This is a genomic window from Corynebacterium tuberculostearicum, from assembly GCF_030229345.1.
GTDB lineage: Bacteria > Actinomycetota > Actinomycetes > Mycobacteriales > Mycobacteriaceae > Corynebacterium > Corynebacterium tuberculostearicum_G.
The window spans coordinates 120,687-145,069 of the sequence record NZ_JASPGP010000005.1; the positions used below are offsets into that span (position 1 = coordinate 120,687).

The following is a 24,383-nucleotide window of genomic DNA, read 5'->3' on the forward strand; positions in this document are numbered from 1 at the left end:
AATGTCAATGAACAATTGAGCCGCTCTGGTACAGCGTGTCAATGCGTGGGCTGGAGCAGGAGAGATGGGTACTGTGCCGCTGTGGGATGTTAAGCATTTGCAAGATGAAGACATTGCAAAAATAGTTGACCGACTTCGGTCGCAGGGCAGTGACGATGGCCGTGTGGAGGCCAAAGCTGCGGTGGGAAAACTGAACAAAGATGTATGGAATACCGTATCGGCGTTCGCCAATACGGAGGGCGGGTTAATTCTGTTGGGAGTCGATGAATCGCAGAACTTCGCACCCGCGAAAGGTTTTGATCCCAATAAGATTATTGACTCTCTTGACAATGGGTTGAGTGGTGACTCATCCAAAGTTGACCCCATCCCAGAATGGAACTTTAAACGCAGCACCCTAGAAGGGGAACCAATATTGGTTGTGGGGGTTCCGCCGATGAAAAGCGACACTCGCAAAGCACAGCAAATGCCTTGTTTTGTTTGCAGTCAGGGAATTGCGAAGGGCAGCTATAAACGCCTAGACGACAAGAACAAGCATCTGACACCCTATGAAATATTTCAATTGCAGAATCGTCACAAGACAGATCCATCAGATCAGCAAGTTGTCAGAGAAGCGGGACTCGAAGATCTTGATGCTGATCTTATAAATTCTGTGATTCATCGACTGCGTACATCGCAGTCGCGACTAATTAACGGTGATAATTCGATATCCAGCGTTCTTCGTAAGCTCAGTAGTATCAATAAGCGGGGAGAAATATTGTTTGCTGGTCTTCTGTGTTTTGGCGAGTACCCGCAACAATATTTTCCTCAGTTATTTGTCGACGTATCCAAGCATCCCGGAAAACAGAAATCCGTAGATGCATCTGTTCGATTTGAGCACAGACGTGTGTGTGAAGGACCGATTAACGCACAAATTGAGGATGCAATAGACGCCACTTTGGGTGTTTTAAATACTCGGTATGTAGAGCGCGGTCGTACTGTTGAACAAGAACCAGAGATTCCTGAAGTTGTACTACGCGAGGCTATTACTAATGCCGTTATGCATCGCGATTATGGACCAGTTGCCATAAGTGAACAGGTCGGTGTGGATATTTTCAGTGATCGTGTAGAAATTCGCAATCCTGGAGGATTATGGGGAGATCGCACACCAGATAACCTAGGTGACGGCAGGTCTGTTCCGCGGAATCTGTTCATCGCTAAAACGCTCTCCTATGTCCCCGCTAATGACAAAGCAACTATCGCAGAAAATCAAGGCAGTGGCATTCAGCGAATGCAAGCGGCAATGATGCAGCACGGTTTGCCGCAACCTAAGTTTCATGTCGAAGTAGGCGCATTCACCGTAATTCTCTATCGACACGGGTTGTTAAATCCAGAAGCCCAACAATGGTTAGAAAAGCTTGGACTAGGTGAAATGCTTACCGCTCGGCCAGAACTGGCCCAAGTAGTACTGCTTGCCCGCGACCAAGGACCAGTTACACCAGCAAGCATTCGCGAAGCGTTGGGTATTGATAGCGATGAGGCGAGAGAAATGCTGGCAGAACTTCTTAGTGATGGTGTCTTGGCGGTCTCAGATGGAAGTGGAGAAAGCTTTGAACTGTCTGCCGAGACGCTGGGCTTTTCCCCAGTGCAGGTGCGTGTACTAAAGGCTCTAAGGCCCGATATCGCACGTAACATACATCAGCTTGTCGACGAAACAGGGTACAGCGCGAGTGCAGTCAGGTATGGGTTACGAGGTTTGATTGATTCTGGGAGAGTTCGTCCTACAGCACCTCCTACAAGCCGCAGCCGTGCCTACATACTAAGTCCTCGTCATTAACACCGAATGATTGGGGATTTGCGCAGCTGCGGGCCTAAGATTGGGGCGTGACTATTGGCAAAGTTCTCCTGTATTACTGCTTTACCCCCATCGAAGATCCCACCGCAATCATGCTGTGGCAGCGCACCCTGTGTGAGTCCCTGGGGCTCAAGGGGCGCATTCTCATTTCCGAGCATGGCATCAACGGCACCGTTGGCGGCGATATGGAAGCCTGCAAGCGCTACGTCCGCCAGACCAAGGAATACCCCGGCTTTAAGCGCATGCAGTTCAAGTGGTCCGAGGGCGGCGCGGATGACTTCCCGCGCCTTTCGGTCAAGGTGCGCGATGAAATCGTGGCCTTTGGCGCGCCGGGCGAGCTGAAGGTGGATGAAAACGGCGTCGTTGGCGGTGGCGTGCACCTCAAGCCAGAAGAGGTAAATAAGCTGGTAGAAGAACGTGGCGAGGAGGTCGTCTTCTTTGACGGCCGCAACGCCATGGAGGCAGAGATTGGCAAGTTTAAAAATGCCGTCGTGCCCGATGTGAAAACCACGCATGACTTCATCGAGGAAATCGAATCCGGCAAGTATGACTGGATGAAGGATAAGCCGGTGGTGTCTTATTGCACCGGTGGCATTCGCTGCGAGATCCTGTCCTCGTTGATGAAGAACCGCGGCTTCAAAGAGGTCTACCAGATCGATGGCGGCATCGTGCGCTACGGCGAAAAGTACGGCAATGATGGCCTGTGGGAAGGCTCCATGTATGTCTTTGACAAGCGCATGCACCATGAGTTTGGCCAAGGACTCCAAGACCCCGGCTTCATCCAGCTGGGTCACTGCGTGCACTGCGGCAAGGGTACGAATACCTTCCACAATTGCATCAATGAAGATACCTGCCGCCAGCAGGTACTCATCTGTGATGACTGCATCCAGCACGTAGAAACCCAGCACTGCGGCCGGCCGGATTGCGCCGAAGTGGCAGCGCAGCTAGCCAAGCAGGAGAGCTAGTCGCGCGCCGGTTCCTTGCGGAAGCAGCCCCACCACCAGTGCTGCCACGCGGTGATAAGCGGGCTGCTCGGCGGATAGATGACGCTGGTGGGGGCGTGTAGCTTACTGACTGGGCTAATGCCGTGGAGCGAGTTGAGGAACCACAGGGGGTGTTCGGCGGCGAGCTCAGGGGTGATGGGGCGCGTTTCGGTGTGAATTCCAAGGTCCGAGGCGCGCCGGGCAACTTGGCGCAGCGTGATGCTGGGCAGCGCCTGACCGGTGGGGAGGATGAGCGTTTCCCCGTCCCAGGCAACGAGCGCGCCAGTGGTGGTCTCCACCATGGCACCGGAGGCATCCACGATGGCGGTGTCATCGGTGCCATCAGCCTGGTACTCGGTACGGTAGCGTGCCAGCGCTGGAAAATCGGGGCCCTTGACTAAAGGCTGCGTGCGCGGATCGGGGGCTTGCACATAGGTCAGCCGGGTGGTTCGGCGCGCAGGGGGCGCAGGGCGAATGTCGAGGCGCAGCTGTCCGCCGGCTAGCGAGATGCGGGGAAAGAGATCGCCGGGGCCGAAAAGCTGCAGCATCGCGGGGACGAAGCCGGTGGGAAGTGGGCCGGCTACCGACTCGAAGCGCTGGAGGTGCAGGGGGAGGGCGTTGGAGTGGGCGTCGGCAAGCGTCCGCCAAGAATCCGCAACGTCAAAGGGTCCGGGGTGGGGCTGGCTTGGAATGAAGCTGCCCTCGTGCCAGAGGTAGGTGCTCATTGCCACGCCCCCAACACGGATTGGGCCTTGAGGTTGCGCTCTTCTAACTCGGCGGCCGGATCCGAATCTAGGACGATGGCCCCGCCGGCGCCGATGGTGACCTCACCGGCCGCCCGCACGGCCGTGCGGATGACCACGCTGAGATCGGATTGTCCGTCAAACCCCAGGTAGCCCACCACGCCGGAGTACACGCCGCGCGGTCCTGTTTCGAGTTGGTCAATGATCTCGCAGGTGCGCAGCTTCGGCGCGCCCGTCATCGATCCGGGAGGAAAGGTAGCGCGGAGGGCATCGACCGTGGTGGCACTGGCGCGCAGCTGCCCGGTAATGGTGGACACCAATTGATGTACCGTGGCGTAGCTTTCTACCTGCATCAACTTAGGCACGCGCACGCTGCCGGGCTCGCATACCCGGGAGAGATCGTTGCGCAGTAGGTCAACGATCATGAGGTTTTCGGCCCGTGTCTTCGGGTCCGTGGTCAGCAGCGCGGGATCCTGGTCGGCCGAGATGGTGCCCTTAATCGGCTTGGCCTCTACCTCACGGCCGCGCACGGTGAGGAAGCGCTCGGGCGAAGCGCTGCAGACCTCGACACCGTCGAAGACGAGATGCGAGGCATAGGGGGCGGGATTATGCGAGCGCAGTTGGGGATAGAGTTCGCCTTCGGCCGCGGCCGTGTAGGTATCGGTCAGGCAGACCTCGTAACTCTCGCCGGCGTGCAAGAATTCTTGGGCGCGCTTAATCCGCTCTAGGTAGCCAGGGCTGCGCCAAGAGCCCGCGCTTAGCGACGCCCCACCGTCCTCCCCCGTTGGCCCTGGTTCCTCCGCACCCAAGGCGGCTTCCAGGCGGTTTAGCAATTCCTCGGCGCCGTCGCCGGCAAGGCAGCACAGGTGCGCGGTTTCTGCGTGGTGGTCATAGACGATGAATGACTGCGGCCGCACAAAGTAGGCATCGGGGTAAGGGGAGCGGTGGCGTAGCTCAATGGGCAGGGTGAGCTGGGCGCATTCGTAGCCCAGGTACCCGATGACCCCGCCGGTAAACGGGAGATCCGGTGCGTCGATGATGCGGGTGGCAAGCTCGCGGTCGAGGAGGGTGAGGATATCGGGGGCGTCGCCAAGCCGGTAGCGGAAAGAGCGACTCAATGCGCCGGCGGTATCGCCGAGGACGGAATAGCGCCCGCGGGAATCCGCGGAGTCGAGGAAGAAGGCATCGTTGCCCTCGGCGCGCAGGGTGGCAAAGACCCGTGGGCAGTTCACCGCGCCGGGGACTTCGCGGTGGAGCAGGCGGAACCCGCCCAGAAAGTTGCGCATAATCTCCCGGCCGTGCTGGGTGAGCACCGACTCCGGGTGAAATTGCACGCCCCAGTGCGGCAAGCCCTCGACCTTAAGCGCTTGGATGACGCCATCCTCGCTGCGGGCATGCACCGTAATGCCGGGGGCCTCCTCTATATGTAAGGAGTGGTAGCGCACCACTTCAAAGTCTTGCGGGATTCCGGCGAAAATGCCTTCGCCCGAGTGACTGACGGTAGAGACAAAACCGTGGCGCGGCTGCGGCGCGCGCGACACCTGGGCACCGGCCAGCAGACCTAGCCCCTGGTGGCCAAGGCATACACCCAGTACCGGAATCTCGGCCGCGGCTGCGGCGGCGATAATGCCCCGGGCAGCACCGAAATCCTCCTCGCGCTCCGGCGTGCCCGGGCCAGGAGAAATCACCACATGCGAAAATTCGCCGGCACGGACGCGCTCGGCCAGCCCTTCCGCTTCACCGGCAGCGACGACGAGTGGTTCGCGTCCTGCTACCTCCGCGATGAGGTGGGCAAGGTTGAAGGTATAAGAATCGTAATTATCAAGCAGGAGGATCATAGGGAGGCGGAAAGTATCTATGCGGCGGCCGAGTCCATGAGGAACAGCTGGATATCGGTAATGGTCCACAGCATGAAATTGCAGGCCATTACCCAGAAAATGGCCATCCAACTGCGCCACCGCAGATAGCGGCGCAGTTTGCGCACCATGATGATGGCGCAGCCGATCATGCCGAAGAAGGGAATGATCGGGGTGGTCAGGCTAAAGAAGGTGCGCTGCCCGTCGGTGCAGAGCCACGTGGCGGTGCCATCCTCACACAAGGGACCACCGGAGAGCCGGGTGACGAGTGCGACCGCGAAACCATAAAGCGCGGAGAAAAACAAGACCCCGAGCATGTACCAGACAGCCTGGCGGGTGGAGCGGCGGTTAGCAGCGGCAACCTCTAAAGGGTCCGGCTCATCGGCCAGCTCATCAAAGCTCCGCGGTTCCGGGCGGCGCAGATTGGCATAGTCCGCATCGGAGGTTAGATCGTTTTCGGGATGCTCTGGTCGCTGGCTCATGCCCCAATCCTAACCGCAGGATGGGTGGACCAAGATAGGCACCCGAATATGCGGCAGCAGCTCCGTGGCGGTAGATCCCAAGAACACGCGGGCGATGGGGCCCTGCGGGGTGGAGGCCATGAGCATCAGATCGCCCTTCTTCCACTTGAGCGAATCCACCGCCCCGCCCCAGCCTGCACCGGAACCGATTTCTGAGGTGACATCCAGATCGGGGAATTTTTCTTGGATGCTATCGCGGGCGCGGTCCAGCATGGCAAGGGAATCCTCGAGCCACTCGGCTGCCAGCTTGAGCGCCATATCGTGCTTGTCTTTCGACGGCGTATTGAGCAGTCCCTTTGCTGAGAAGACAAGCAGCCGCAGCGGCAGATTCCAGCGGTTGGCGAGCTCCGCTGCGGCGAGCATCTCATGATCTTCGCGCGGGCTGCGTTCGGTGATGGCAAAGTTGAAGCGGGTGACGCCGTGCTTAGACAGCTTTACCTTGCGGGGGACCAAGCCCAATGGTTGAGGGGAATAATGCAGCAGGGCATCGGCCGTAGAACCAGCAAAGAAACGCCCCTTCGGCGCAGCCTGGTTGGGGCCTAAGATGATGAGGTCTGCCTGGAATTTCTTGGCCATCTCCGTCAGTAGGTGGGGGCGCGAAGGCCCGTCGACCAAGAGGGAAGGCTTGTCATCCCAGCAGCTGCGGGGTACGCCGGCTTCATCGAGGGCGGCATGGGTAGCGGCCGCGCAGGCCTCCTTTTGTGCTTTAAACCATTTCTTATATTTTCCGCCCAGCTTGGTGAGGGAAGTAGTAGTCCACGGCTGGAACACGGTAGAGATGACCCGCACCTGGGTAGTGGCGGTACGGGAAAGCCACGCGGCGCAATCTAGAGCCTCGGTGCCGGAGGAAGAAGGGCTCCAAGAAATAAGAATACGAAGGGGTTTATCGGCCGAGCCCTTGCTCAAGGCCGGCAGATGCCCATCGGAAGAATCAGTTGCCATACGGAGTGAACTAGTGAGAGATTACGGTTTTCGTTTTCTCAATTATCACGTTAAGCCCACGAAAAATGAAATCACCGCGGGCAAAACTAGTGCTGTTCGCCGTTCATTGTGGGGCGATAGACATCAGCCAGCTTGGAGATGACGGTGGCAACGTCGTTCGCGGTCTCCAAATCCTTCGGCTCGAGCCACCGCATGATCTCTGCTAGGGCGGAGGCACGCTGCTGCGAGACGATGGCTAGTTCGGATTCGCCTAGTTGCGTCAGCGCTACCAAGACGCCGCGGCGGTCCTCTTCATCGCGGTGGCGTTCCACGTAGCCGCGTCGCTCTAGCTGATAGAGCGCGTTGGAGGCGGTGGGCATGCGGATAAGTTCTGCCTGCGCGATGGTGGAAACGCGGGACGGTCCGCGCATACGCAGCTGGTTCATGATGGACACCTGCGAGGTGGTCAATGAAGAGCCCTCCGCCGTGCGCTGGAAAATAAGAATGAGCTTATTGAGCGACGGCTGGATGGAACGCGCGACCTCGACAGCATCCTCGTACGTAGACGGGGATTGAGCGGGGCCCTTCTCCTCATGTTGCTGCGTCATAGAAAACGATTGTATAGCCCGTTTTCCCTGCGCGGTAGTTCGGAAGTTAAAAAATTAGTTTCCGGCAATAAAGTCTTCTAGCTCGGCGCGCGCCACGTCATCAGCCTTTTGCACCGGTGGGGATTTCATCAGGTAGGACGAGGCAGCCAGTACCGGGCCAGCAACTCCGCGGTCGAGGGCAATCTTGGCGGCGCGTACGGCATCAATGATGATGCCGGCGGAGTTAGGCGAGTCCCAGACCTCCAGCTTGTACTCCAAGTTCAGCGGTACTTCGCCGAAGGCGGAGCCCTCTAAGCGGACATAGGCCCATTTGCGATCATCGAGCCATTCCACGTAATCGGAAGGCCCGATGTGGACGTTGCGGTCTTCCCGCTTGCCGGCGATGGGCGAGTTGTGCAGGTTAGAGGTTACGGCCTGTGTCTTTGAGATCTTTTTGGATTCGAGGCGCTCGCGCTCGAGCATATTCTTGAAATCCATATTGCCGCCTACATTGAGCTGCATGGTGCGCTCCAAACGCACGCCGCGATCTTCAAAAAGCTTCGCCATGACGCGGTGAGTAATGGTCGCGCCCACCTGGGACTTAATATCATCGCCCACGATGGGCAGCCCGGCGTCTTCGAACTTCTTCGCCCATACCGGATCAGAGGCAATAAAGACCGGCAAGGCATTGACAAAGGCGCAGCCGGCATCGATGGCCGCCTGGGCGTAGAACTTATCCGCTTCTTCAGAGCCCACCGGCAGGTAGGAGACTACGACGTCGGCACCGGACTGGCGGAGTGTGGCGGGGACGTCGGCAAGCGGGGCTTCCGATTCCGCGATGGATTCTTGGTAGTACCGGCCGAGGCCGTCCAGGGTAGGACCGCGCTGCACGGTAACGCCCAGCTCAGGGACGTCGGTAATGGAAATGGTGCAATTGCGGGAGCTGCGCGTAGCCTCCGCCAGATCCTTGCCCACCTTGTCCGCATCCACGTCGAAGGCGGCAACGAATTCCACATCGCCTACGTGGTACGGGCCAAACTGGGCGTGCATCAAACCGGGAATATCTGCATCGGCCGCGGCGTTGCGATAAAACTCCACGCCTTCAATGAGGGACGTGGCGCAGTTGCCGACGCCCACGATGGCGACCTTTACTTTTTCGGACACGGTCTACTCCTTTAACTCCATGAGTTGTGGCTGTCAGTGACTGCGCAAGAGTAAGCCGAAAATTATGCCCTACGGTGGCATAACGCCATGTGGATCGATCAAGAAGAGGTAATTAGGATGATCCGGGTGAATTCCGTTGCCTATAAGCACGTGCTCTCCCATGAGTGGGAGCGCGCCCACCACTTGCGCGAATTTCGCGCCGGGCAGCTCACGCGGGAGGACGTGTGCGATGCTGACTTTTTGCTGCGCGCCGCAGCTGAGCACCACGGGCGCACCATGGATAAGGAATGCCCCGTGTGCGGCGAGCCTTTGCGGCTTACGCGCTGGGTCTATGGCGAGAACCTCGGCCGTCGCGCCGGGAGTGCCCGCAGTGAGAAAGAAATAGCGGAGTTTGTAGCTGAGGGCTTGGAGTTTACGGTGCACGAGGTGGAGGTATGCCGCCAGTGCCGGTGGAACCACTTGTTGCGTTCTGCTACTGCATTTAACGCGTGTTAGTTTCCCGCGCACCGCCTTAGGCAGTAAGCTGCAATTATTTAGTTTGTGATCAGGGATGAATGAGGACACGAATCAGTGACCGAGAAGGAATCTACCGGCAAGTCCGCTAAGGGGGCTCGCCCCAGCAAAAAGCAGGCGACAAAGAAGCGCCGCATCTGGCCGTGGGTCGTTTTGGCGTTCCTACTGGTCTTTGTAGCACTGCCCGCAGGACTTTTTGCCTACGCATACTCGCAATACTCCGTTCCGGAGCCGAAAGACCTGGCCAATAACCAGGTCTCCACCATCTATGCGGGTGATAATCAGACCCAGCTCGCCCGCTTGGTGCCGCCGGAAGGCAACCGCACCCACGTGAAGCTGGATGAAATCCCGGAATACGTGCAGGACTCCGTGCTGGCCGCGGAGGACCGTGACTTTTGGGATAACTCCGGCTTCTCCTTCACCGGCCTCGGCCGCGCCGTGGTTGGTAAGGTAACCGGCAATGAAGATGCTGGCGGCGGTTCCACCATTACCCAGCAGTATGTGAAAAACACGCTGGTGGGTAACGAATACTCCTACGTGCGCAAGATTCGCGAGCTCATCTACTCGGTGAAGATGACCAATGAGTGGGATAAGGAGGATATTCTCAACGCCTACCTCAACACCGTGTACTTCGGCCGCAATGCCTACGGCATCCAGGCGGCGTCCAATGCCTACTTTGATAAGGACGCCAAGGACCTCACTCCGGAGGAAGGCGCCATGCTCGCTGGCCTCATTCAGTCCCCGTCCGGCCTCGACCCGCGCGTGAATCAGGAGGGCTCCGAGGACCGCTGGAACTACGTCCTTGATGGCCTGGTGGACATGGGTGACCTCAACCAGGAACAGCGCGATGGCATGGTCTTCCCAGAGACCCGCGACCCAGCTGAGTACTCCGCCTACACCGAGGCGCCCGGCGCCAATGGCCACATCAAGGATCAGGTCATCCGCGAATTGGAAGAGGTAGGCATCACCGAAAACGAGGTGTCCACCGGCGGCCTGCGCATCACCACCACCATCGACATGAATGTGCAAAGCAACACCATTCAGGCAGTCGATGACCAGATGGCTCCGCTGCAAGAGGATGCGCGTGCGGCTTCCGTGACCATCGACCCGAAGACCGGTGCGGTCCGCGGATACTTTGGCGGCCACGATTCCAATGGTTGGGACTACGCCAACTCCCCGCTGCAGACCGGTTCTACTTTCAAGATCATGACCCTTGCGGCCGCCTTGCAGCAGGGCATCAGCCTAGATACCAATTACTCGTCCGCTCCGTACCAGCTGCCTGGCTCGGATGTTGTCACCAACGTGGGCGGCGGCTGCGGCGTGTGCAACCTGCGCGAGGCTACCAAGCAATCCCTGAATACCTCCTTCCTTCGCCTGCAGGAAGACCTCAAGAACGGCACGCAGGACACCGCAGATATGGCGCACGCCCTTGGCGTGGCTAAGTCCCTGCCAGGCATTGAAAAGACGCTGACGGAAAACGGCAAGCAGCCATTCGAGGGCATCGTTCTGGGCCAGTACCAGTCCCGCCCGCTCGATATGGCCACCGCAATGTCCACCCTGGCCAACCAGGGCGTGTGGCATAACCCGCACTTTGTGCAGCGCGTAGAAAACGCTGCCGGCGAAGTGCTGTACGAGCACCCCGAAGACGAGGGCGAGCGCCGCGTATCGTCCAACGTGGCCAATAACGTCCTCGAAGCCATGGAGCCGGTGGCCGCATGGTCTAATGGCGCTCTTGCCGGTGGCCGTGTTTCCGCCTCCAAGACTGGTACCACTCAGATGGGCGATACCGGAAATAACAAGGATGCCTGGATGGTCGGTGCCACCCCGCAGCTGGCTACCGCCGTGTGGGTAGGTACCGCGGACAACACCTCCGCCATCTTCGATCAGTACGGCGGCATTATGTACGGCGCCGGCGCACCAACCAAGATCTGGAAGGCCGTGCTGGATAACTCCCTGGCCAACTCTGAATTCCAGAACTTCCCGGCTGCCTATCCGCTGGGATTCGGCAACATGGGCGCCGGAACCTCCGCCCCAGCCTATGACCCGAGCTGGGATAGCGGCGCTGACGATACCCAGTACTACGAGGCCCCGACTGAGCAAGCAGCTCCGGAAGAGGAAACCAAGCCGGCTCAGCCGGAGAATAAGCCGGAGAGTCCGAAGCCTGCCCCGAAACCGCAACGCGGCAATGGCAATAGCGGTAATAACAACCAGGCACCGGCCCAGCCAGAGGCGCCGTCGTTGGATGACCTTATCGGCCCCGATAGCGACTTGGCAGATCTCCTAGGGTAGGCGGCAGTGACAGCGAATCCGCACCAGCGCATTCCCGCCTCCTCAGAACCCTTGGCTCGCGGGGTAATTGAATTCCTCGGCGGGCCAAGGGGCCGTTTTGCCGGTGTACGTCGCACCCAGTGGTGGACCCCGCTGCGCGCCATTATCGCCGTCGGCTGGGTTTTCCTGGCGTGCGGATTCCTCTCGAAGGCTAATTGCGCCGGCGGCACCCGCGGTGATGACGGGGTCATTAACCTAAATTGGGCGGGCAACCGCCAGTACACCTCTTTTTGCTATAACGACATCATCCCGCTCTACGGTGGCCGTGGCCTTGACGAAGGCGGCTTCCCCTATGCCTATTCTTGGCAAGAGGGTGACCTGACCCGCTATATGGAGTACCCAGTCCTCGCGGGCCTATTCCAGGGGTTGATGGGCTGGATTGCCCGCAATACGTACTCTCTGGTTGAGTGGGCCGGCATCCCGGAGGCCGGATGGTACTTCGGCCTGACCGCCTTGGTCATGGCGTGCATCTGGGTAGGCGTGCTCTACATGGTCTACCTGCTGGTGGGCAACCGCACCTGGGACACCATCCTCGTCGCCGCCAGCCCCCTTGTCATCATCCACGCTTTCAGTAACTGGGATATCCCCTCCATTGCCTTTGCCGTAGGTGCGCTCCTGGCCGCCGCGCGCAAGCGCCCTGCCGTAGCGGGTGTCCTCATCGGCCTTGGCACTTCCTTTAAGCTGTGGCCGCTCTTTCTCTTGGGCGCGTTCCTGGTCTTGGCGGTGCGCAATCGTCGCTGGCCGCAATTTTTCTATGCCTTGCTCGGCGCGGCCGTGACCTGGATTCTGGTCAACGCGCCAGTCGCACTGAAGTACCCGGAGGCATGGCGCGAATTTTTCCGCCTCAACCAGGAGCGCGGTGCGGAGTGGACCACCATCTACTCGGTGCTCAGCCGCAATACTGGGATTAGCTTTAGCCCTGAGTTCCTCAATACCTTCAGTCTGGTGGCTTTTTTGGCTCTCTGTGCGGCGATTGCGGTGTTGGGCCTGCGCAGCTCGCGGACCCCGCGCATGGCCGAGCTGGTTTACCTCATCGTGGCAGCCTTCTTACTATTCAACAAGGTATGGTCGCCCCAGTATTCTCTGTGGCTGGTAGTGCCCGCGGCCCTAGCCCTGCCACGCTGGCGCTTGGTCTTTAGCTGGGCGCTTGTCGACGCCCTCGTGTGGCCCCTACTCATGTGGCACATGCTGGGTACAGACAATAAGGGTATTCCGCACGAGCTGCTTGACGTTGCGATTATCTCCCGCGACGCCCTCATTATCGCCATGGCTGTCCTCGTCATTCGCCAGATGTGCGGAAAGACCCCGGATAAGGTGCGCGATGCGCACGCCGGCCGCGACCCCTTGGCAGGAGCATTCGCATGATCGTTACCTATATCGGAATGGCATCCATCTTTTTGGGATTCCTCTGCGTGATGGGGGCCTTCTGGCTCTTCCACAATCGTGAAGATCGCCGCGGGCCCATCGTGCTGGGGCTTTTGGCCATTCTTTTCCTCACCATCATTCCGGCGACTGCTGCTGTGTTTTTCGCCGCAACGACCACTGGTTAGATTTCTTTTCGCCGGTCATTTGCGGTACTGTAGTGGGGTTGCTTGACGCAACGTACCCTCCTGCTGCATCCGCAAAGGTGATGCAGCCGAAAACTACTAGACCATAGGAGGTGATGAGGTCCGTGCGTCACTACGAAGTCATGATCATTCTGGATCCTAATCAGGATGAGCGCACCGTAACCCCGTCCCTGGATAAGTTCCTCGAAATCGTCCGCCAGGAAGGCGGCAAGGTTGAGAACCTTGATGTATGGGGCAAGCGTCGTCTTGCATACCCCATCAACAAGAAGGAAGAGGGCATTTATGCCGTCGTCAACCTGGAGTGCGAGCACACTTCGGTTGCCGAGCTCGACCGCCGTCTGAACCTGAACGACACCATCCTGCGTACCAAGGTTCTGCGCACCGACAGCAAGTAGCGGATACTGGGATCAAGCACAATCCACGTAACCGATAAGGAGTAAAGACATGGCACAGGGAGATACCAATATCACGGTGGTAGGCAACATCGTTGCTGACCCCGAGCTGCGCTTCACCCCGGCGGGTGCGGCAGTAGCTAACTTCCGCGTCGCCTCCACCCCTCGTCGCTATAACTCGCAGACGAATCAGTGGGAAGACGGCGAAGCTATGTTCCTGACCTGCAACGTATGGCGTCAGGCAGCGGAAAACGTTGCCGAGACCATGTCTAAGGGCATGCGCGTCATCGTTACCGGCCGCTTGAAGCAGCGTTCCTTCCAGACCCGTGAGGGCGATAACCGCACCGTATTCGAGATTGACGTCGACGAAGTCGGTCCGTCTCTGCGCTACGCCACCGCTCAGGTAAACCGCAATCCGCGTGAGGGCGGCAATAACTTTGGCGGCGGCGGCCAACAGCGCTCGAATAACAATAATCAGGGCGGTTTTGGAGGCGGCCAGCAACAGCAGCCGCAGCAGAACCAGGCTCCTTCTGAGGATCCGTGGAACTCCGCACCACCTGCAGGTGGTTTCGGAGGCGCTGATTCTGAACCTCCGTTCTAAGTCTGTCACCCGCAACTATTCAACTAACTCAATTGAAAGGCAGGGATCATGAAGCTGATCCTCACCGCTGCCGTTGAGAACCTCGGCGCCGCTGGCGAAATTGTTGAGGTTAAGGACGGCTACGGACGTAACTACCTGCTTCCTCGCGGCCTGGCCATCGTGGCTACCCGCGGCGCAGAGAAGCAGATTGAGGGCATCAAGCGCGCCCAGGAAGCTCGCGAGATTCGCGACCTGGATCACGCACGTGAGGTCCGCAACCAGCTCGAGCAGCTGACGGATGTCAAGGTAGAGGTTAAGACCTCCGAATCCGGTAAGCTCTTCGGTTCCGTTCAAGCAGAAGACATTGTCAACGCCGTCTCCAAGGCTGGTGGCCCTAAGCTGGATAAGCGCATCGTTGTGCTTCCTAAGGGCCTGGTCAAGAAGACCGGCAACTACCAGGTCGAGCTGAAGCTGCACGCTGATGTTATCGGCAAGGTGAACTTCTCGGTCGTTGCTGCCTAACTAGGCGCACGACGGTCCATATAGACCCAAAGACAACAGCAACGCTTTAGGCCTCAAGTTCCTGCTATGTGAGGTGGCAGGAACTTGGGGCCTTTAGCGCGTTTTCACCGGCCTGTGGATAACTGTGGAATTCTGTGGATAACTCTTTGGCCGTTTAACTTTCTGTTTACGCGGAGGCCGCTTTATTAACCCGCAGGTCAGGCCCCTTATCCACGGATGATGTGCCTATTTTCACACCGGGAAAAACATACCCTGAACTGGGATTTTGATTTGTGCAGGTCATGGGCTTTTGGAGTTATCCACAGGCCTATGCAGGGCAAATATGGGCAAAGGCTCTCGCGACCTGCAATTTTCACAGCACCCTGTGGATAACTGTGGAAGTTATGCCCAGGGGGTGGTGTCCGGGCACTAGACTACACTGAGATTCCGATACGCTCGGACGCTCAAATAGCCACAAGGGGGAGAAGTCATGACCAACGCCAGCTTTGATGATGAACACCTGCCACCAGAGCCGCCGCCGGAGGAGGAACCGGCCCCACGCCGCCGCTATCAGCAGGAAGAGCCAAAGCGCTATGGCGAATTCCGCCAGCCTCCCGCAGACCGCGAAGCGGAGCAGGGCGTCCTGGGCGCAATGTTGCTGAGCCCCCATACGGTGATGGAGGTCATCGAGGAGCTAGAGCCGGAGGATTTCTACTATCCGGCGCACACGTTGATTTACCGCGCCATGCTGGATCTATATTCCGAGGGCAAGGACGTCGACGCCGTCATTTTGGCCTCCCAGCTCGACCGCTTTAATAACCTCGAGCGCGTCGGCGGCGCCCCCTATCTCCACACGCTGCTCGCCACGGTGCCCACGGCTGCGAACGCACGCTACTACGCCGAAATCGTCGCGGAAAAGGCAGTGCTGCGCAAGCTTGTTGATGCCGGTACGCGCGTAGTACAGCTCGGATTTTCCGGCACCGAAGATGCAGAAATCGAGTCCGTGCTGGACCGTGCGCAGCAGGAAGTTTTCGCCGTCGCCCAGCGCAAGACGGCAGAAGATTACCGAGTCCTGGGGGATCTCATTGACCCCACCATTGATGAGCTCGCCGCCCTGCAGCAAGCCGGCGGCGTGGAGCTAGGTGTGCCTACTGGCTTCATCGACCTCGATAAGTTAACCAATGGCCTTCACGCGGGCCAGATGGTCATCGTTGCTGCCCGCCCTGGTGTGGGTAAATCGACCCTAGCCATGGACTTTATGCGTTCCTGCTCCTTGCAGCACGGCAAGTCCTCGGTGATTTTCTCGCTCGAGATGTCAGCTTCTGAAATCGTCATGCGCCTGCTCTCGGCGGAGTCAGAGGTAAAGCTGGCCGATATGCGCGGTGGCCGAGTTTCCACCGAGGACTGGGCAAAAATCGATGAGACCCTCAACCGAGTGCAAGACGCCCCACTCTTCATTGATGACTCCCCGAACCTCACGATGATGGAAATTCGGTCCAAGGCCCGCCGCCTCAAACAGCAGCACGGTTTGGATCTCATTGTCTTGGACTACCTGCAGCTGATGTCTTCGGGTAAAAAGGTCGAGTCCCGCCAGCAAGAGGTCTCCGAGTTCTCCCGTCAGCTGAAGCTCTTGGCCAAGGAGCTGGAGGTTCCTCTCATCGCTATCTCGCAGCTGAACCGTGGCCCTGAGGCGCGTACGGATAAAAAGCCGCAGCTTGCGGACCTCCGTGAGTCTGGCTCGCTGGAGCAGGACGCCGATATGGTCATGCTGCTCTACCGCCCCGACTCCCAGGACCGCGATAATGAGCGCGCCGGCGAGGCGGATATTATCCTAGCTAAGCACCGTGGCGGCCCGATTGATACCGTGCAGGTGGCGCACCAGCTGCACTACTCCAAGTTCGTCAATATGGCGCACGGATAAATTACAGGTCTACCACCGCGTTGGGGTCTCCCAATCGTGGGCCAAGGATGACCAATACCAAGAAAACCGCAGCTGCGGCGAGCGCCAGCCACCGCCATACGGGGAAAAGGCGTTCGCCGCACAGGCGGGCGAATGCCGCACCGATAAGCGCGCCCAGGGTATTGAAGAGAAGATCATCGATATCCGTGCGCCCCAGGGCGAAAGCATATTGGCACACTTCTAGTACGAGGCTGAGGCCAAATCCCCACGCAGCTGTCTTCTTAACGGAGCGGCAGAGGCTAAAGACCAGCATTCCGAAGGGGATGAAGAATGCGGTATTGCCCGCGTACTCAAATAGCGGGCCAAACCAGCTGCCGCCGGAAAATTCATCGAAAGGAACCCAGCGCAAATCCCGGGCGCGCTGATTTTCCGGTTTCCACAAATAGCCAATCTGGTAGAAGGGCTTGAGCGTGGTTAACGCGACCATAACCGCGGTCCACGCGGTGAGGGATACCCTGCTGAGCACGCGCTAGTCCTTTCTTTCGTGGCGGGGGAGTGTACGCCCCGCCAATGCTAGCCTGCTCAGGGGTGCTCGGCGGCCTTATTTAGCGACGGACGGAAAAGCCGCGCAGCCGCAGCGAGTTAGTAACCACGAAAACCGAGCTCAGCGCCATGGCCAGGCCCGCCAGCAGGGGATTGAGCCAGCCGAGCGCGGCCACGGGAATGAGTACGACGTTATAGGCGAAGGCCCAGAAGAGATTGCCCTTAATGATTGCTAGCGTGCGGCGCGAGAGCCGAATGGCATCAGCGGCGCAGCGTAAATCGCCGTTCATCAGGGTGATATCGGAGGCTTCAATGGCAACATCGGTACCCGCGCCCATGGCCAGGCCGAGGTCGGCTTGGGCCAGCGCGGCGGCGTCGTTAATGCCATCGCCCACCATCGCCACGGTGTGCCCTGCGGCCTGCAGCTCCTTGATGTGGTTCACCTTGTCCTCTGGCAGGACCTCAGCGCTGACGTGATCGATTCCCACCTCGGCGGCCACGGCGTGAGCGGCCCCGGCATTATCACCGGTCAGCAGGTAAGGGGTTAGCCCCAGTTCCTTCATCTGCGCCACGGCGGCGGCCGAGCTGGGCTTGATGGTATCGCGCACCTCAATGACGCCTGCGGGCTGTCCGTTGACGGTGACGACCACCGGCGTGGCACCAGCGTCCTGTGCGGCGCGGAACGGCGCTTCCAGGTCACCCAACGGGCCTTGCCGCTTGCCGACGCCCACCCGGACCCCCTCCACAGTTCCTTCCACGCCACCCGGAACCACTGCGAAGTCGGTAGCCGGCTTTACACTGCGCTCTCTAGCGATGGCGCGAGCGATGGGATGCTCGGAGTTGTGTTCCACGGCCGCGGCCACGTCGAGGACGTCGCCGTGCACGGCGGTAACGGACATCTCTCCGGCCGTGACCGTGCCGGTCTTATCCATGACGATGGTATCGATTTGCCGCGTAGATTCCAGGATCTCCGGGCCTTTAATGACAAGCCCCAGCTGTGCCCCGCGGCCGGTGCCGACGAGGATCGCGGTGGGCGTCGCCAAGCCCATAGCGCAAGGGCAGGCCACAATGAGGACGGAGACCGCGGCGATAAAGGCTGGGGCCACCCCGCCGAAGAAGAGATGGGCAAGGAGTGTCAGCGCTGCCACGGCGATGACCGCGGGGACGAAGACCTGTGCAATGCGGTCCACGAGGCGCTGTACCGGCGCCTTGGAGGTTTGTGCATCCGTGACCAGCTGGGCCATTTGGGCCAGTACCGTATCCTCGCCCACCTTGGTCGCGCGCACCTCAAGCTTGCCGGAGGCATTAATGGTCGCGCCGGTCACCGCATCGCCGGAGCCGACCTCGACGGGCACGGGCTCGCCGGTGATCATAGAGGCGTCGACCGCCGAGTTGCCGGCAACGACGATGCCATCGGTGGCGATCTTCTCGCCTGGGCGTACTACGAAGACATCGCCTACTTGCAACTGGGCAATGGGAATGCGCTGCTCGCCTCCCTCGCGCAGCACCGAGGCTTCCTTAGCACCTAGGGAGAGCAGCTCCCGCAGCGCCTCGGAGGACTGGCCTTTGGCTCGTGCCTCGAACCACCGGCCGAGTAGGAGGAAGGTAACGACCATGCCCACGGACTCGAAATAGATGTGATCCATCTGCGCCGCGTTCGCATCCAACGTCATGTGCATTTTCATGCCCGGTTCGCCCGCATTGCCGAAAAACAGCGCCCACAGCGACCAAAAGTAGGCCGCTGAGGTTCCCATGGTGATAAGCGTGTCCATGGTGAAAGAACCGTGCTTGAGGTTTGTCCACGTGGCAGTGTGGAAAGGCGCGCCGCCAAAGATATAAACGATGGTGGCCACGATGGCGCAGGCCCACTGCCAATTGGGAAATTGCAGTGCCGGCCACATCGATACCACCATGAGCGGCAGCGATAGGGCACCGGAGATAATGGTGCGGCGCAGCAGCCCTCCGTCACTGCTCTTCTCGGACTGGGGCTCCTCCGTCTTCGCCGCCGCCATATCGAAGGCGCCGTAACCTGCGCCCTCCACCACCGAAATGAGCTCCTGTGGGCTTACCGTCTGGGAGTCGTACTCGATGGCCGCCGCCTCGGTAGCGAAATTGACGCTGGCGCTTACTCCCTCGAGCTTGTTTAGCTTGCGCTCGACGCGGGAGGAGCAGGAGGTGCACGTCATTCCTGTTACGCCAAGGTCCAAGTGGGACATGGTGGTTCCTACTTCAGCGTGTAGCCGGCCTCAGCCACGGCGGCCGCTACCTGTTCATCGGTGAAATCGGTGCCAGTAACCGTGACTGCGCCGGTGGTGTGGTCAGCAGTGACCTCGCTAACGCCAGAAATTTCGCCGACCTCTTCTTTTACCGACATTTCGCAATGTCCGCAGGTCATGCCCTCTACGGTGTAGTTTTTGGTGCTCATGATGTTCCTTTCTTAGGGTTGGTTTCTGGGCCCATTTTATACCCCCTAGGGGTATATGACAAGGATATTTCATGTACGTTGGGGAATAAAGCAATCCGCAAAGGAGTTAGAACAACCATGGCTACTATCGATGTCACTGAAGAAAACTTTGAAGAAACCGTTACCGGCGAGGGCATTACTCTCGTAGACGCGTGGGCCGATTGGTGCGGCCCCTGCAAGCGCTTTGCGCCGGTTTTTGAAAAGGCCTCCGAAGAGCACACGGATGCAACCTTTGCCAAGCTTGATACCGAGGCTAACCAGGGCCTCGCATCCGCGTTGGAGATTCAGTCCATTCCTACGCTGATGATCTTCCGCGATGGCATCTTGGTCTTCCGCGAGGCTGGCGCGCTGCCACCTGCAGCATTGGAAGACCTGCTAAAGCAGGTCAAGGAGCTCGATATGGCGGAGGTTCGCCGCCAGGTAGAAGAGCAGAACGCGCAGGGTTAATCCCCGCTAGCTTCCTAGGCGCTTTCTGGTGAGTATCGCTAAACTCGCTAGAAAGCGTCTTTTTATGTCCAAAGGAGAAGATAATGGCTAACCCCTTCAGCAAGGGCTGGAAGTACATGATGAGTTCCTTCGATCAGAAGATCGATGAAAACGCTGATCCGAAGGTGCAGATCCAGCAGGCCGTCCAGGCCGCCAAGGAGCAGCACCAGCAGATTTCTGATCACGCTGCAGAAATCATCGGCCATAAGTCTCAGCTGGAGATGCAGATGAACCGCCTGGTTAAGTCCCAGCAGGACTATCAGTCTCAAACCCAGCGTGCGTTGGAGTTGGCGGACTCTGCGGAGGATCCGCAAAAGGCTTCCGAGTATAACCAGGCTGCGGAAGTGGTTGCCTCCCAGCTGGTAGCAGTGGAGCAGGAGCTGGAAGACGTTAAACAGCAGTACGCCGCCGCAGAGCAGGCTGCCGCTCAGGCCAAGAGCCAGCAGCAGCAGTCTGAGGCGCGCTTGAAGGAACAGCTGGCCCAGGTTAGCCAGCTGGAGGCCCAGGCGGACCAGGCGGCTATGCAAGAAAAGAACGCCCAGGCTATTGATTCCATGAATCAGCTCAACCCGGACGATTCCGTGCCTACTCTAGATTCTGTGCGCGCAAAGATTGAAAAGCGCTATGCCGATGCCCTTGGTGCGCAAGAATTGCAGCACGCCACCGGCGGCGATCGTATTAATGAGATTCAAGCCGCCGGCAATGACATGAAGGCGACTGCGCGCCTTGATGCCATCCGGGCGGATCTTAAAAAGAAGAAAGAGCTCGAATCCGGCGATTAATTCTGCCGGCGAACATTAATCAGAACCCCACGAATCCCTGAGTGGAATCCATCGCGCAGGTTCACGCGCTGGGTTTCGGTCAGGGTGTATTCGTGCAGGGTTTCGCAGGCAAACTGCAACAGCGGGCGGTCGATCTCCGGGGGAAGCCCGCCGCCTGAAAGTAGATGTGCCTGATCTCGCTGCTCGGTGCTAGCAGCGTTATCGAACCACCACGAGGCGTATTGCTGGCCCACGTCGAATGGGGATTGGAACCCAGCTGAGCTCCATACTTCTTCCGGCAGCGGCACATACTTAGAGCGCAGCTTGCGGCGCGGTGCCATCATGGATGGCTTGGGCGCCGGCTTCTCCGCGGGGGAGTCCTCCTCGGCGGGGGAATCCTCTGCGGCATCCGCCTTGGGAGGAGCCGGCTTGGGCGTTGGGGCCGGGGTGGGCTTTTCTGCGGCGCCGAAGGCTGCCTCCACCTCTGAAGGCTCGCCGCATTCATCCGGTTCGGGCATTTCCTCGCCCTCTTTATGCCCATTTTCGCGCACCACTGGAGGAAGCGGGCCTTCTAGGACCTGCAATTCCATAGCGTCTGCGAAGTCCTCGCGAGGGTCCAAGATGGTGGTTGAATCGCAGGCATGGCGCAGTGCGGAGGACATGGAGTCCCAGCCGAATCCATAGAGGTGTACGCGGATGCCATTGTCCACGGCTGCTTGTGCGCCAGGAATCATGTCGGCATCGCCGCTGACGAGGACAAAGTCGGTGAATTGTCCCTTCATGGCGGCGATGACCATGTCCGCTACGAGACGGGTATCTACGGCCTTTTGGGTGCGGCGCTCACCCCATTCGATGAGCTGACCGGTGCGCAGCTGGACCCCTTCGCAGGTGCGCAGGGCGCGCTGGTAGCGGTGTGGGCCGGTATCGGGAATGCCGTCATACCAGTATTGGCGCTGGATGGGGGTCCCGAGTTGGTTCTCGATCATCCCGCCCATGGTGCTGACCACCTCGGGCAGATCGATTTCTAGTTGTGCGCGGGCACCCGTTTCCCACGAGTTATAAAAGCTAGCGAGCAAGTAAGAGGTATCGACAAAGACGAGTGTGCGTTCAAGCATGGCTCCTAAGTTCCGTTCTAATTGTTCTAAATAAAATTCTTTGTGGTTTCCAGTGTGCCCCATTAGTCACAAAACGTCGATAACCTTGGGCAAAATCCCAGCGCAGTGGCAGCAAAAAAGTTTTCTCTTTGGAAGTATTGCAGGGATGGGGTGTTGCCGATATGGTTGGTTACACAAGTAACTAACCAACGAACCGAGGGTCAATGGATAATTCCACGCAACCACTCTTCCGCCAGATTGCTTCTCTGGTGGAGGACGCCATCGTGGACGGCACCCTGGGCGAGGGGGATAGGGCCCCATCTACTAACGAGCTTGCTGATTTCCACAACATCAACCCGGCCACTGCCCGCAAGGGCATCAGCCTCCTGGTGGATATTGGGGTGCTGGATAAGCGCCGCGGTATCGGCATGTTTGTGGCAGAAGGGGCCCTGAAAACGATCCGCGAGCGCCGCCGCGCCGATTTCGCGGCGGAATACATGGCGCCGCTGGTCGATGAAGCCGTTCGCCTGGGCTACAACCGCGCCCAACTCCACGACCTATTTGATCGCGTTGCAGAAAGCCGAGGAATGTACTCATGATTACAACACGAGATTTCACCTTTGCCGATGGCCTCACACATGGCTTAGTTGGCCCCAATGGCATTGGCAAAACCACGCTCCTGCGCAAAATTGCTGGCCAAATCCAATCTGGCGGTATCACCGTCTTCGGTGAGGCACCCTTTGACAAGCAGTCGGTTCTCAACCGAGTCATTTTGATGGGTATTGATAACCCGCTGCCGGATTCCTGGGGCATCGGAAAGCTGGGCGTCATTGGCAAGGCGCGCTGGCCGCATTGGGATGAGGAGCGGTTCAATGAGCTGCTGGTTCGCTTCGACGTACCGGCCAAGGCCTATTCTTCCCTGTCCCGCGGGCAAAAGTCTGCGGTGGGCTTCATCTTCGCCGTTGCTTCTGGCTGCGAGGTCATGCTTCTCGATGAGCCCTATCTGGGCCTCGACACACAGCGCCGCGAGCATTTCTATCAGGTCCTTCGCGAGGAACACGGCCGTACCATCGTCATCTCCACTCATCACCTCAATGAGGTAGCGGGCCTCCTCGACACCGTCGCTCTTATGGGGGACAGCCCAATTTCAGGCCCCATTGATGATTTCATCGAGGGAATTCTTGAGCTCACCGGTCCATCTGAGGCTCTCAACGCAGCGGTCGAAGAGCTCGACCTCCGCGTACTCAGTAGGGAAACCACAGGCTTGGGGGACCGCGTGCTTATCGACGCCCGCTCTACCGCCACCGACCCCATCTTCCGCACGGCCCAGGCCTACGGTCTGCGCGTCACTGAGGTCTCCTTGGAGCGCGCAGTTCTGGCATTGGAGGAGAAAGCATGAAACTCCTGTGGTACCTAGGCGATTGGTGGAGCTGGACCTTTTTCCTTTTCGCTTTGCTCGTCATGCCCGTCATGGCGCAGGGAACGTGGAACGCGCTCCCCGTGATCTTTTCCTTGTCGCTAATACTTTCCCTGACACCAGACTTTAAGAAGTATCAGTTGGTGGGGCTAGGCTCGAAAATCTGGAATGAACATCGCCGCTGTCTCGTTGCCCTGTGCGCACTAGCGGCAGCTATCGGTGCCCTCACCATGCAGTTGTGGTGGGCATTGCCCATTTATGCCGTCGCAGCGGCGTGGGCCATGTACCGCAGGGCTACTCCTAAACGGGTCGGGTACACCACGACCGGTTCCCAACCCTCAAACGGATTTGGATGGTTCCCTCGCACCTTGGCCGGGCAAACCATTTACCGCCGGCAGGTCAAGGCATGGAGTGCTGCGTGTCTGGCGCAAGCAATCGGGTTTGTACTTAGCCGGTATAAGGAAGACATCCCGTTGCTTGGTTTCCTTGGCATCTTCATCTGGACACTTTCAATTGCGATGCTCTTCGCAGCTTTCCACAGCTTGCGAGTATCTCTGCGCGAATACACGGTGCTTGGTGGAAGTCGTGCTGTTTGGTCCCGACATACTGCCGTGCTCGGCCTGATACCTGTCCTAGTCGCGACCACCTCCAGCGCAGTACTGGCAAACAACGGTGAACTTGTAGCGGACATCGTGCTGCTTAGTGCCACCTGCGCCCCTGTAGTGGTCAGTCTGGAATTTCTGGGAAAGAAGACCTGGCACCTATTCGCTCTCTACCTGGTCCTCATTGCTGGGATGGCACTTCTGCGCACTCTGGTGCCGGTCTCCGCGGTTGCCCAGCTTTTCTTGGCGGTGGCTTTCTATACAGTCTGGGCTTTGATGCTGCCCGCGTACATTCGCCGAGCAAACGCTCACCGTGGCGGAATGAGCGCTTGGATGGGCATAGATTAAACCGCTCAAAAGAAGGGTTGGCCTGGGGATTTGTGTTTGTTTAAGTCGCTGTGTAACTTAATACGAGTCAGCGCGACCGACAGCGCCCCACAGGAACAGCAAAGTTCCTGGCTGAAGCGGCGATAGGAAAACAGGCCCTGACAAAACAAAATTCTTTTTGCTCACAACGAGCTACATGCCAAAGTGTGTGGTTGTTGTGTGGTGATGATGTTTGAGAACTCAATAGTGTGCCAATGTACTTTTTATTTTTTGTGTGCATGGTTGTGTGTTGATTGGTTTG

General features: G+C 58.7%; 25 protein-coding genes. 15 read left to right on the forward strand and 10 right to left on the reverse strand.

Annotated elements, in window-relative coordinates; genetic code table 11:
• Nucleotides 1–73: 73 nt before the first annotated feature.
• Both QP884_RS05330 and QP884_RS05335 read left to right on the forward strand, forming a co-directional pair.
• A complete protein-coding gene (locus QP884_RS05330) occupies nucleotides 74–1,813 on the forward strand; it encodes an ATP-binding protein (RefSeq protein WP_284821124.1) in 1,740 nt (579 codons plus the stop codon).
• Nucleotides 1,814–1,860: 47 nt separating this feature from the next.
• Entirely contained in the window at nucleotides 1,861–2,796 is a 936-nt protein-coding gene (locus QP884_RS05335) for a rhodanese-related sulfurtransferase (protein ID WP_005326978.1), read from the forward strand.
• Here the strand turns inward: QP884_RS05335 and QP884_RS05340 are convergent.
• From QP884_RS05340 to QP884_RS05365, 6 genes are all read right to left on the reverse strand, one after another.
• Nucleotides 2,793–3,539 (reverse strand): aminotransferase class IV, encoded by a 747-nt coding sequence (locus QP884_RS05340; protein WP_284821125.1) that lies wholly within the window; start codon nucleotides 3,537–3,539, stop codon nucleotides 2,793–2,795. The genes QP884_RS05335 and QP884_RS05340 overlap by 4 nt on opposite strands.
• The gene (locus QP884_RS05345) at nucleotides 3,536–5,395 is read right to left on the reverse strand and encodes a chorismate-binding protein (RefSeq protein ID WP_284821127.1); all 1,860 of its coding nucleotides are present in this window, start codon (nucleotides 5,393–5,395) and stop codon (nucleotides 3,536–3,538) included. The genes QP884_RS05340 and QP884_RS05345 overlap by 4 nt, the downstream gene beginning before the upstream one ends.
• Nucleotides 5,396–5,412: 17 nt before the next feature.
• The gene (locus QP884_RS05350) at nucleotides 5,413–5,895 is read right to left on the reverse strand and encodes a hypothetical protein (protein WP_284821128.1); all 483 of its coding nucleotides are present in this window, start codon (nucleotides 5,893–5,895) and stop codon (nucleotides 5,413–5,415) included.
• 9 nt (nucleotides 5,896–5,904) lie between these two features.
• Nucleotides 5,905–6,876, reverse strand: coding sequence for a universal stress protein (locus tag QP884_RS05355; RefSeq protein ID WP_284821129.1), 972 nt, complete (start codon nucleotides 6,874–6,876; stop codon nucleotides 5,905–5,907).
• 86 nt (nucleotides 6,877–6,962) lie between these two features.
• The gene (locus QP884_RS05360; RefSeq protein WP_179387141.1) at nucleotides 6,963–7,463 is read right to left on the reverse strand and encodes a MarR family winged helix-turn-helix transcriptional regulator; all 501 of its coding nucleotides are present in this window, start codon (nucleotides 7,461–7,463) and stop codon (nucleotides 6,963–6,965) included.
• A gap of 54 nt (nucleotides 7,464–7,517) precedes the next feature.
• Complete coding sequence (locus QP884_RS05365; RefSeq protein ID WP_239230100.1) at nucleotides 7,518–8,606, reverse strand: inositol-3-phosphate synthase; 1,089 nt, start codon at nucleotides 8,604–8,606, stop codon at nucleotides 7,518–7,520.
• A 117-nt stretch (nucleotides 8,607–8,723) separates the two neighbouring features.
• Between QP884_RS05365 and QP884_RS05370 the strand changes: the two genes are divergently transcribed.
• The 8 genes from QP884_RS05370 to dnaB all read left to right on the forward strand — a co-directional run bounded on the left by QP884_RS05370 (nucleotide 8,724) and on the right by dnaB (nucleotide 16,409).
• A complete protein-coding gene (locus tag QP884_RS05370; RefSeq protein ID WP_034667960.1) occupies nucleotides 8,724–9,101 on the forward strand; it encodes a DUF5318 family protein in 378 nt (125 codons plus the stop codon).
• A 75-nt stretch (nucleotides 9,102–9,176) separates the two neighbouring features.
• Nucleotides 9,177–11,408, forward strand: coding sequence for a transglycosylase domain-containing protein (locus tag QP884_RS05375; RefSeq protein WP_284821131.1), 2,232 nt, complete (start codon nucleotides 9,177–9,179; stop codon nucleotides 11,406–11,408).
• Between the two features lie 6 nt (nucleotides 11,409–11,414).
• Nucleotides 11,415–12,812: a glycosyltransferase family 87 protein gene (locus tag QP884_RS05380; RefSeq protein WP_284821133.1), complete on the forward strand. Its 1,398-nt coding sequence runs from the start codon at nucleotides 11,415–11,417 to the stop codon at nucleotides 12,810–12,812.
• The gene (locus tag QP884_RS05385; RefSeq protein ID WP_005325940.1) at nucleotides 12,809–12,997 is read left to right on the forward strand and encodes a hypothetical protein; all 189 of its coding nucleotides are present in this window, start codon (nucleotides 12,809–12,811) and stop codon (nucleotides 12,995–12,997) included. Before QP884_RS05380 ends, QP884_RS05385 begins: the two co-directional genes overlap by 4 nt.
• Before the next feature lie 122 nt (nucleotides 12,998–13,119).
• Nucleotides 13,120–13,410, forward strand: coding sequence for a 30S ribosomal protein S6 (gene rpsF / locus QP884_RS05390; protein ID WP_005326996.1), 291 nt, complete (start codon nucleotides 13,120–13,122; stop codon nucleotides 13,408–13,410).
• 49 nt (nucleotides 13,411–13,459) lie between these two features.
• Nucleotides 13,460–14,008, forward strand: coding sequence for a single-stranded DNA-binding protein (locus QP884_RS05395; protein ID WP_005326997.1), 549 nt, complete (start codon nucleotides 13,460–13,462; stop codon nucleotides 14,006–14,008).
• Between the two features lie 48 nt (nucleotides 14,009–14,056).
• Nucleotides 14,057–14,509, forward strand: coding sequence for a 50S ribosomal protein L9 (gene rplI, locus QP884_RS05400; protein WP_005325949.1), 453 nt, complete (start codon nucleotides 14,057–14,059; stop codon nucleotides 14,507–14,509).
• Nucleotides 14,510–14,978: 469 nt separating this feature from the next.
• Nucleotides 14,979–16,409, forward strand: coding sequence for a replicative DNA helicase (gene dnaB / locus QP884_RS05405; RefSeq protein ID WP_005325950.1), 1,431 nt, complete (start codon nucleotides 14,979–14,981; stop codon nucleotides 16,407–16,409).
• A gap of 1 nt (nucleotide 16,410) precedes the next feature.
• Here dnaB and QP884_RS05410 read toward each other — a convergent pair whose 3' ends face one another.
• The 3 genes from QP884_RS05410 to QP884_RS05420 form a co-directional block, all read right to left on the reverse strand.
• Nucleotides 16,411–16,875 carry a VanZ family protein gene (locus QP884_RS05410; RefSeq protein ID WP_040425474.1) on the reverse strand — a complete coding sequence of 155 codons (465 nt, stop codon included), beginning with the start codon at nucleotides 16,873–16,875 and terminating at the stop codon, nucleotides 16,411–16,413.
• A 118-nt stretch (nucleotides 16,876–16,993) separates the two neighbouring features.
• Nucleotides 16,994–19,147 carry a heavy metal translocating P-type ATPase gene (locus QP884_RS05415; protein WP_284821135.1) on the reverse strand — a complete coding sequence of 718 codons (2,154 nt, stop codon included), beginning with the start codon at nucleotides 19,145–19,147 and terminating at the stop codon, nucleotides 16,994–16,996.
• 8 nt (nucleotides 19,148–19,155) lie between these two features.
• Nucleotides 19,156–19,356, reverse strand: coding sequence for a heavy-metal-associated domain-containing protein (locus tag QP884_RS05420; RefSeq protein ID WP_005325954.1), 201 nt, complete (start codon nucleotides 19,354–19,356; stop codon nucleotides 19,156–19,158).
• A gap of 117 nt (nucleotides 19,357–19,473) precedes the next feature.
• Between QP884_RS05420 and trxA the strand changes: the two genes are divergently transcribed.
• Both trxA and QP884_RS05430 read left to right on the forward strand, forming a co-directional pair.
• Nucleotides 19,474–19,842, forward strand: coding sequence for a thioredoxin (gene trxA / locus QP884_RS05425; protein WP_005325956.1), 369 nt, complete (start codon nucleotides 19,474–19,476; stop codon nucleotides 19,840–19,842).
• Between the two features lie 83 nt (nucleotides 19,843–19,925).
• Nucleotides 19,926–20,663, forward strand: a complete 738-nt coding sequence (locus QP884_RS05430) for a PspA/IM30 family protein (RefSeq protein WP_005325958.1) — start codon at nucleotides 19,926–19,928, stop codon at nucleotides 20,661–20,663.
• Here QP884_RS05430 and QP884_RS05435 read toward each other — a convergent pair.
• Nucleotides 20,660–21,757, reverse strand: coding sequence for an NYN domain-containing protein (locus QP884_RS05435; protein WP_284821136.1), 1,098 nt, complete (start codon nucleotides 21,755–21,757; stop codon nucleotides 20,660–20,662). The two genes, QP884_RS05430 and QP884_RS05435, sit on opposite strands and share 4 nt — an antisense overlap.
• A 203-nt stretch (nucleotides 21,758–21,960) precedes the next feature.
• On the opposite strand from QP884_RS05435, the gene QP884_RS05440 reads away from it, so the two are divergent.
• The 3 genes from QP884_RS05440 to QP884_RS05450 are packed head-to-tail and all read left to right on the forward strand — an operon-like array spanning nucleotide 21,961 to nucleotide 24,103.
• Nucleotides 21,961–22,335 carry a GntR family transcriptional regulator gene (locus tag QP884_RS05440; protein WP_005327000.1) on the forward strand — a complete coding sequence of 125 codons (375 nt, stop codon included), beginning with the start codon at nucleotides 21,961–21,963 and terminating at the stop codon, nucleotides 22,333–22,335.
• Nucleotides 22,332–23,135, forward strand: a complete 804-nt coding sequence (locus QP884_RS05445) for an AAA family ATPase (RefSeq protein ID WP_284821138.1) — start codon at nucleotides 22,332–22,334, stop codon at nucleotides 23,133–23,135. The genes QP884_RS05440 and QP884_RS05445 overlap by 4 nt, the downstream gene beginning before the upstream one ends.
• On the forward strand, nucleotides 23,132–24,103 hold the full coding sequence (locus QP884_RS05450; RefSeq protein WP_284821139.1) for a beta-carotene 15,15'-monooxygenase: 972 nt from the start codon (nucleotides 23,132–23,134) through the stop codon (nucleotides 24,101–24,103). Before QP884_RS05445 ends, QP884_RS05450 begins: the two co-directional genes overlap by 4 nt.
• The last annotated feature ends 280 nt before the right edge of the window (nucleotides 24,104–24,383 follow it).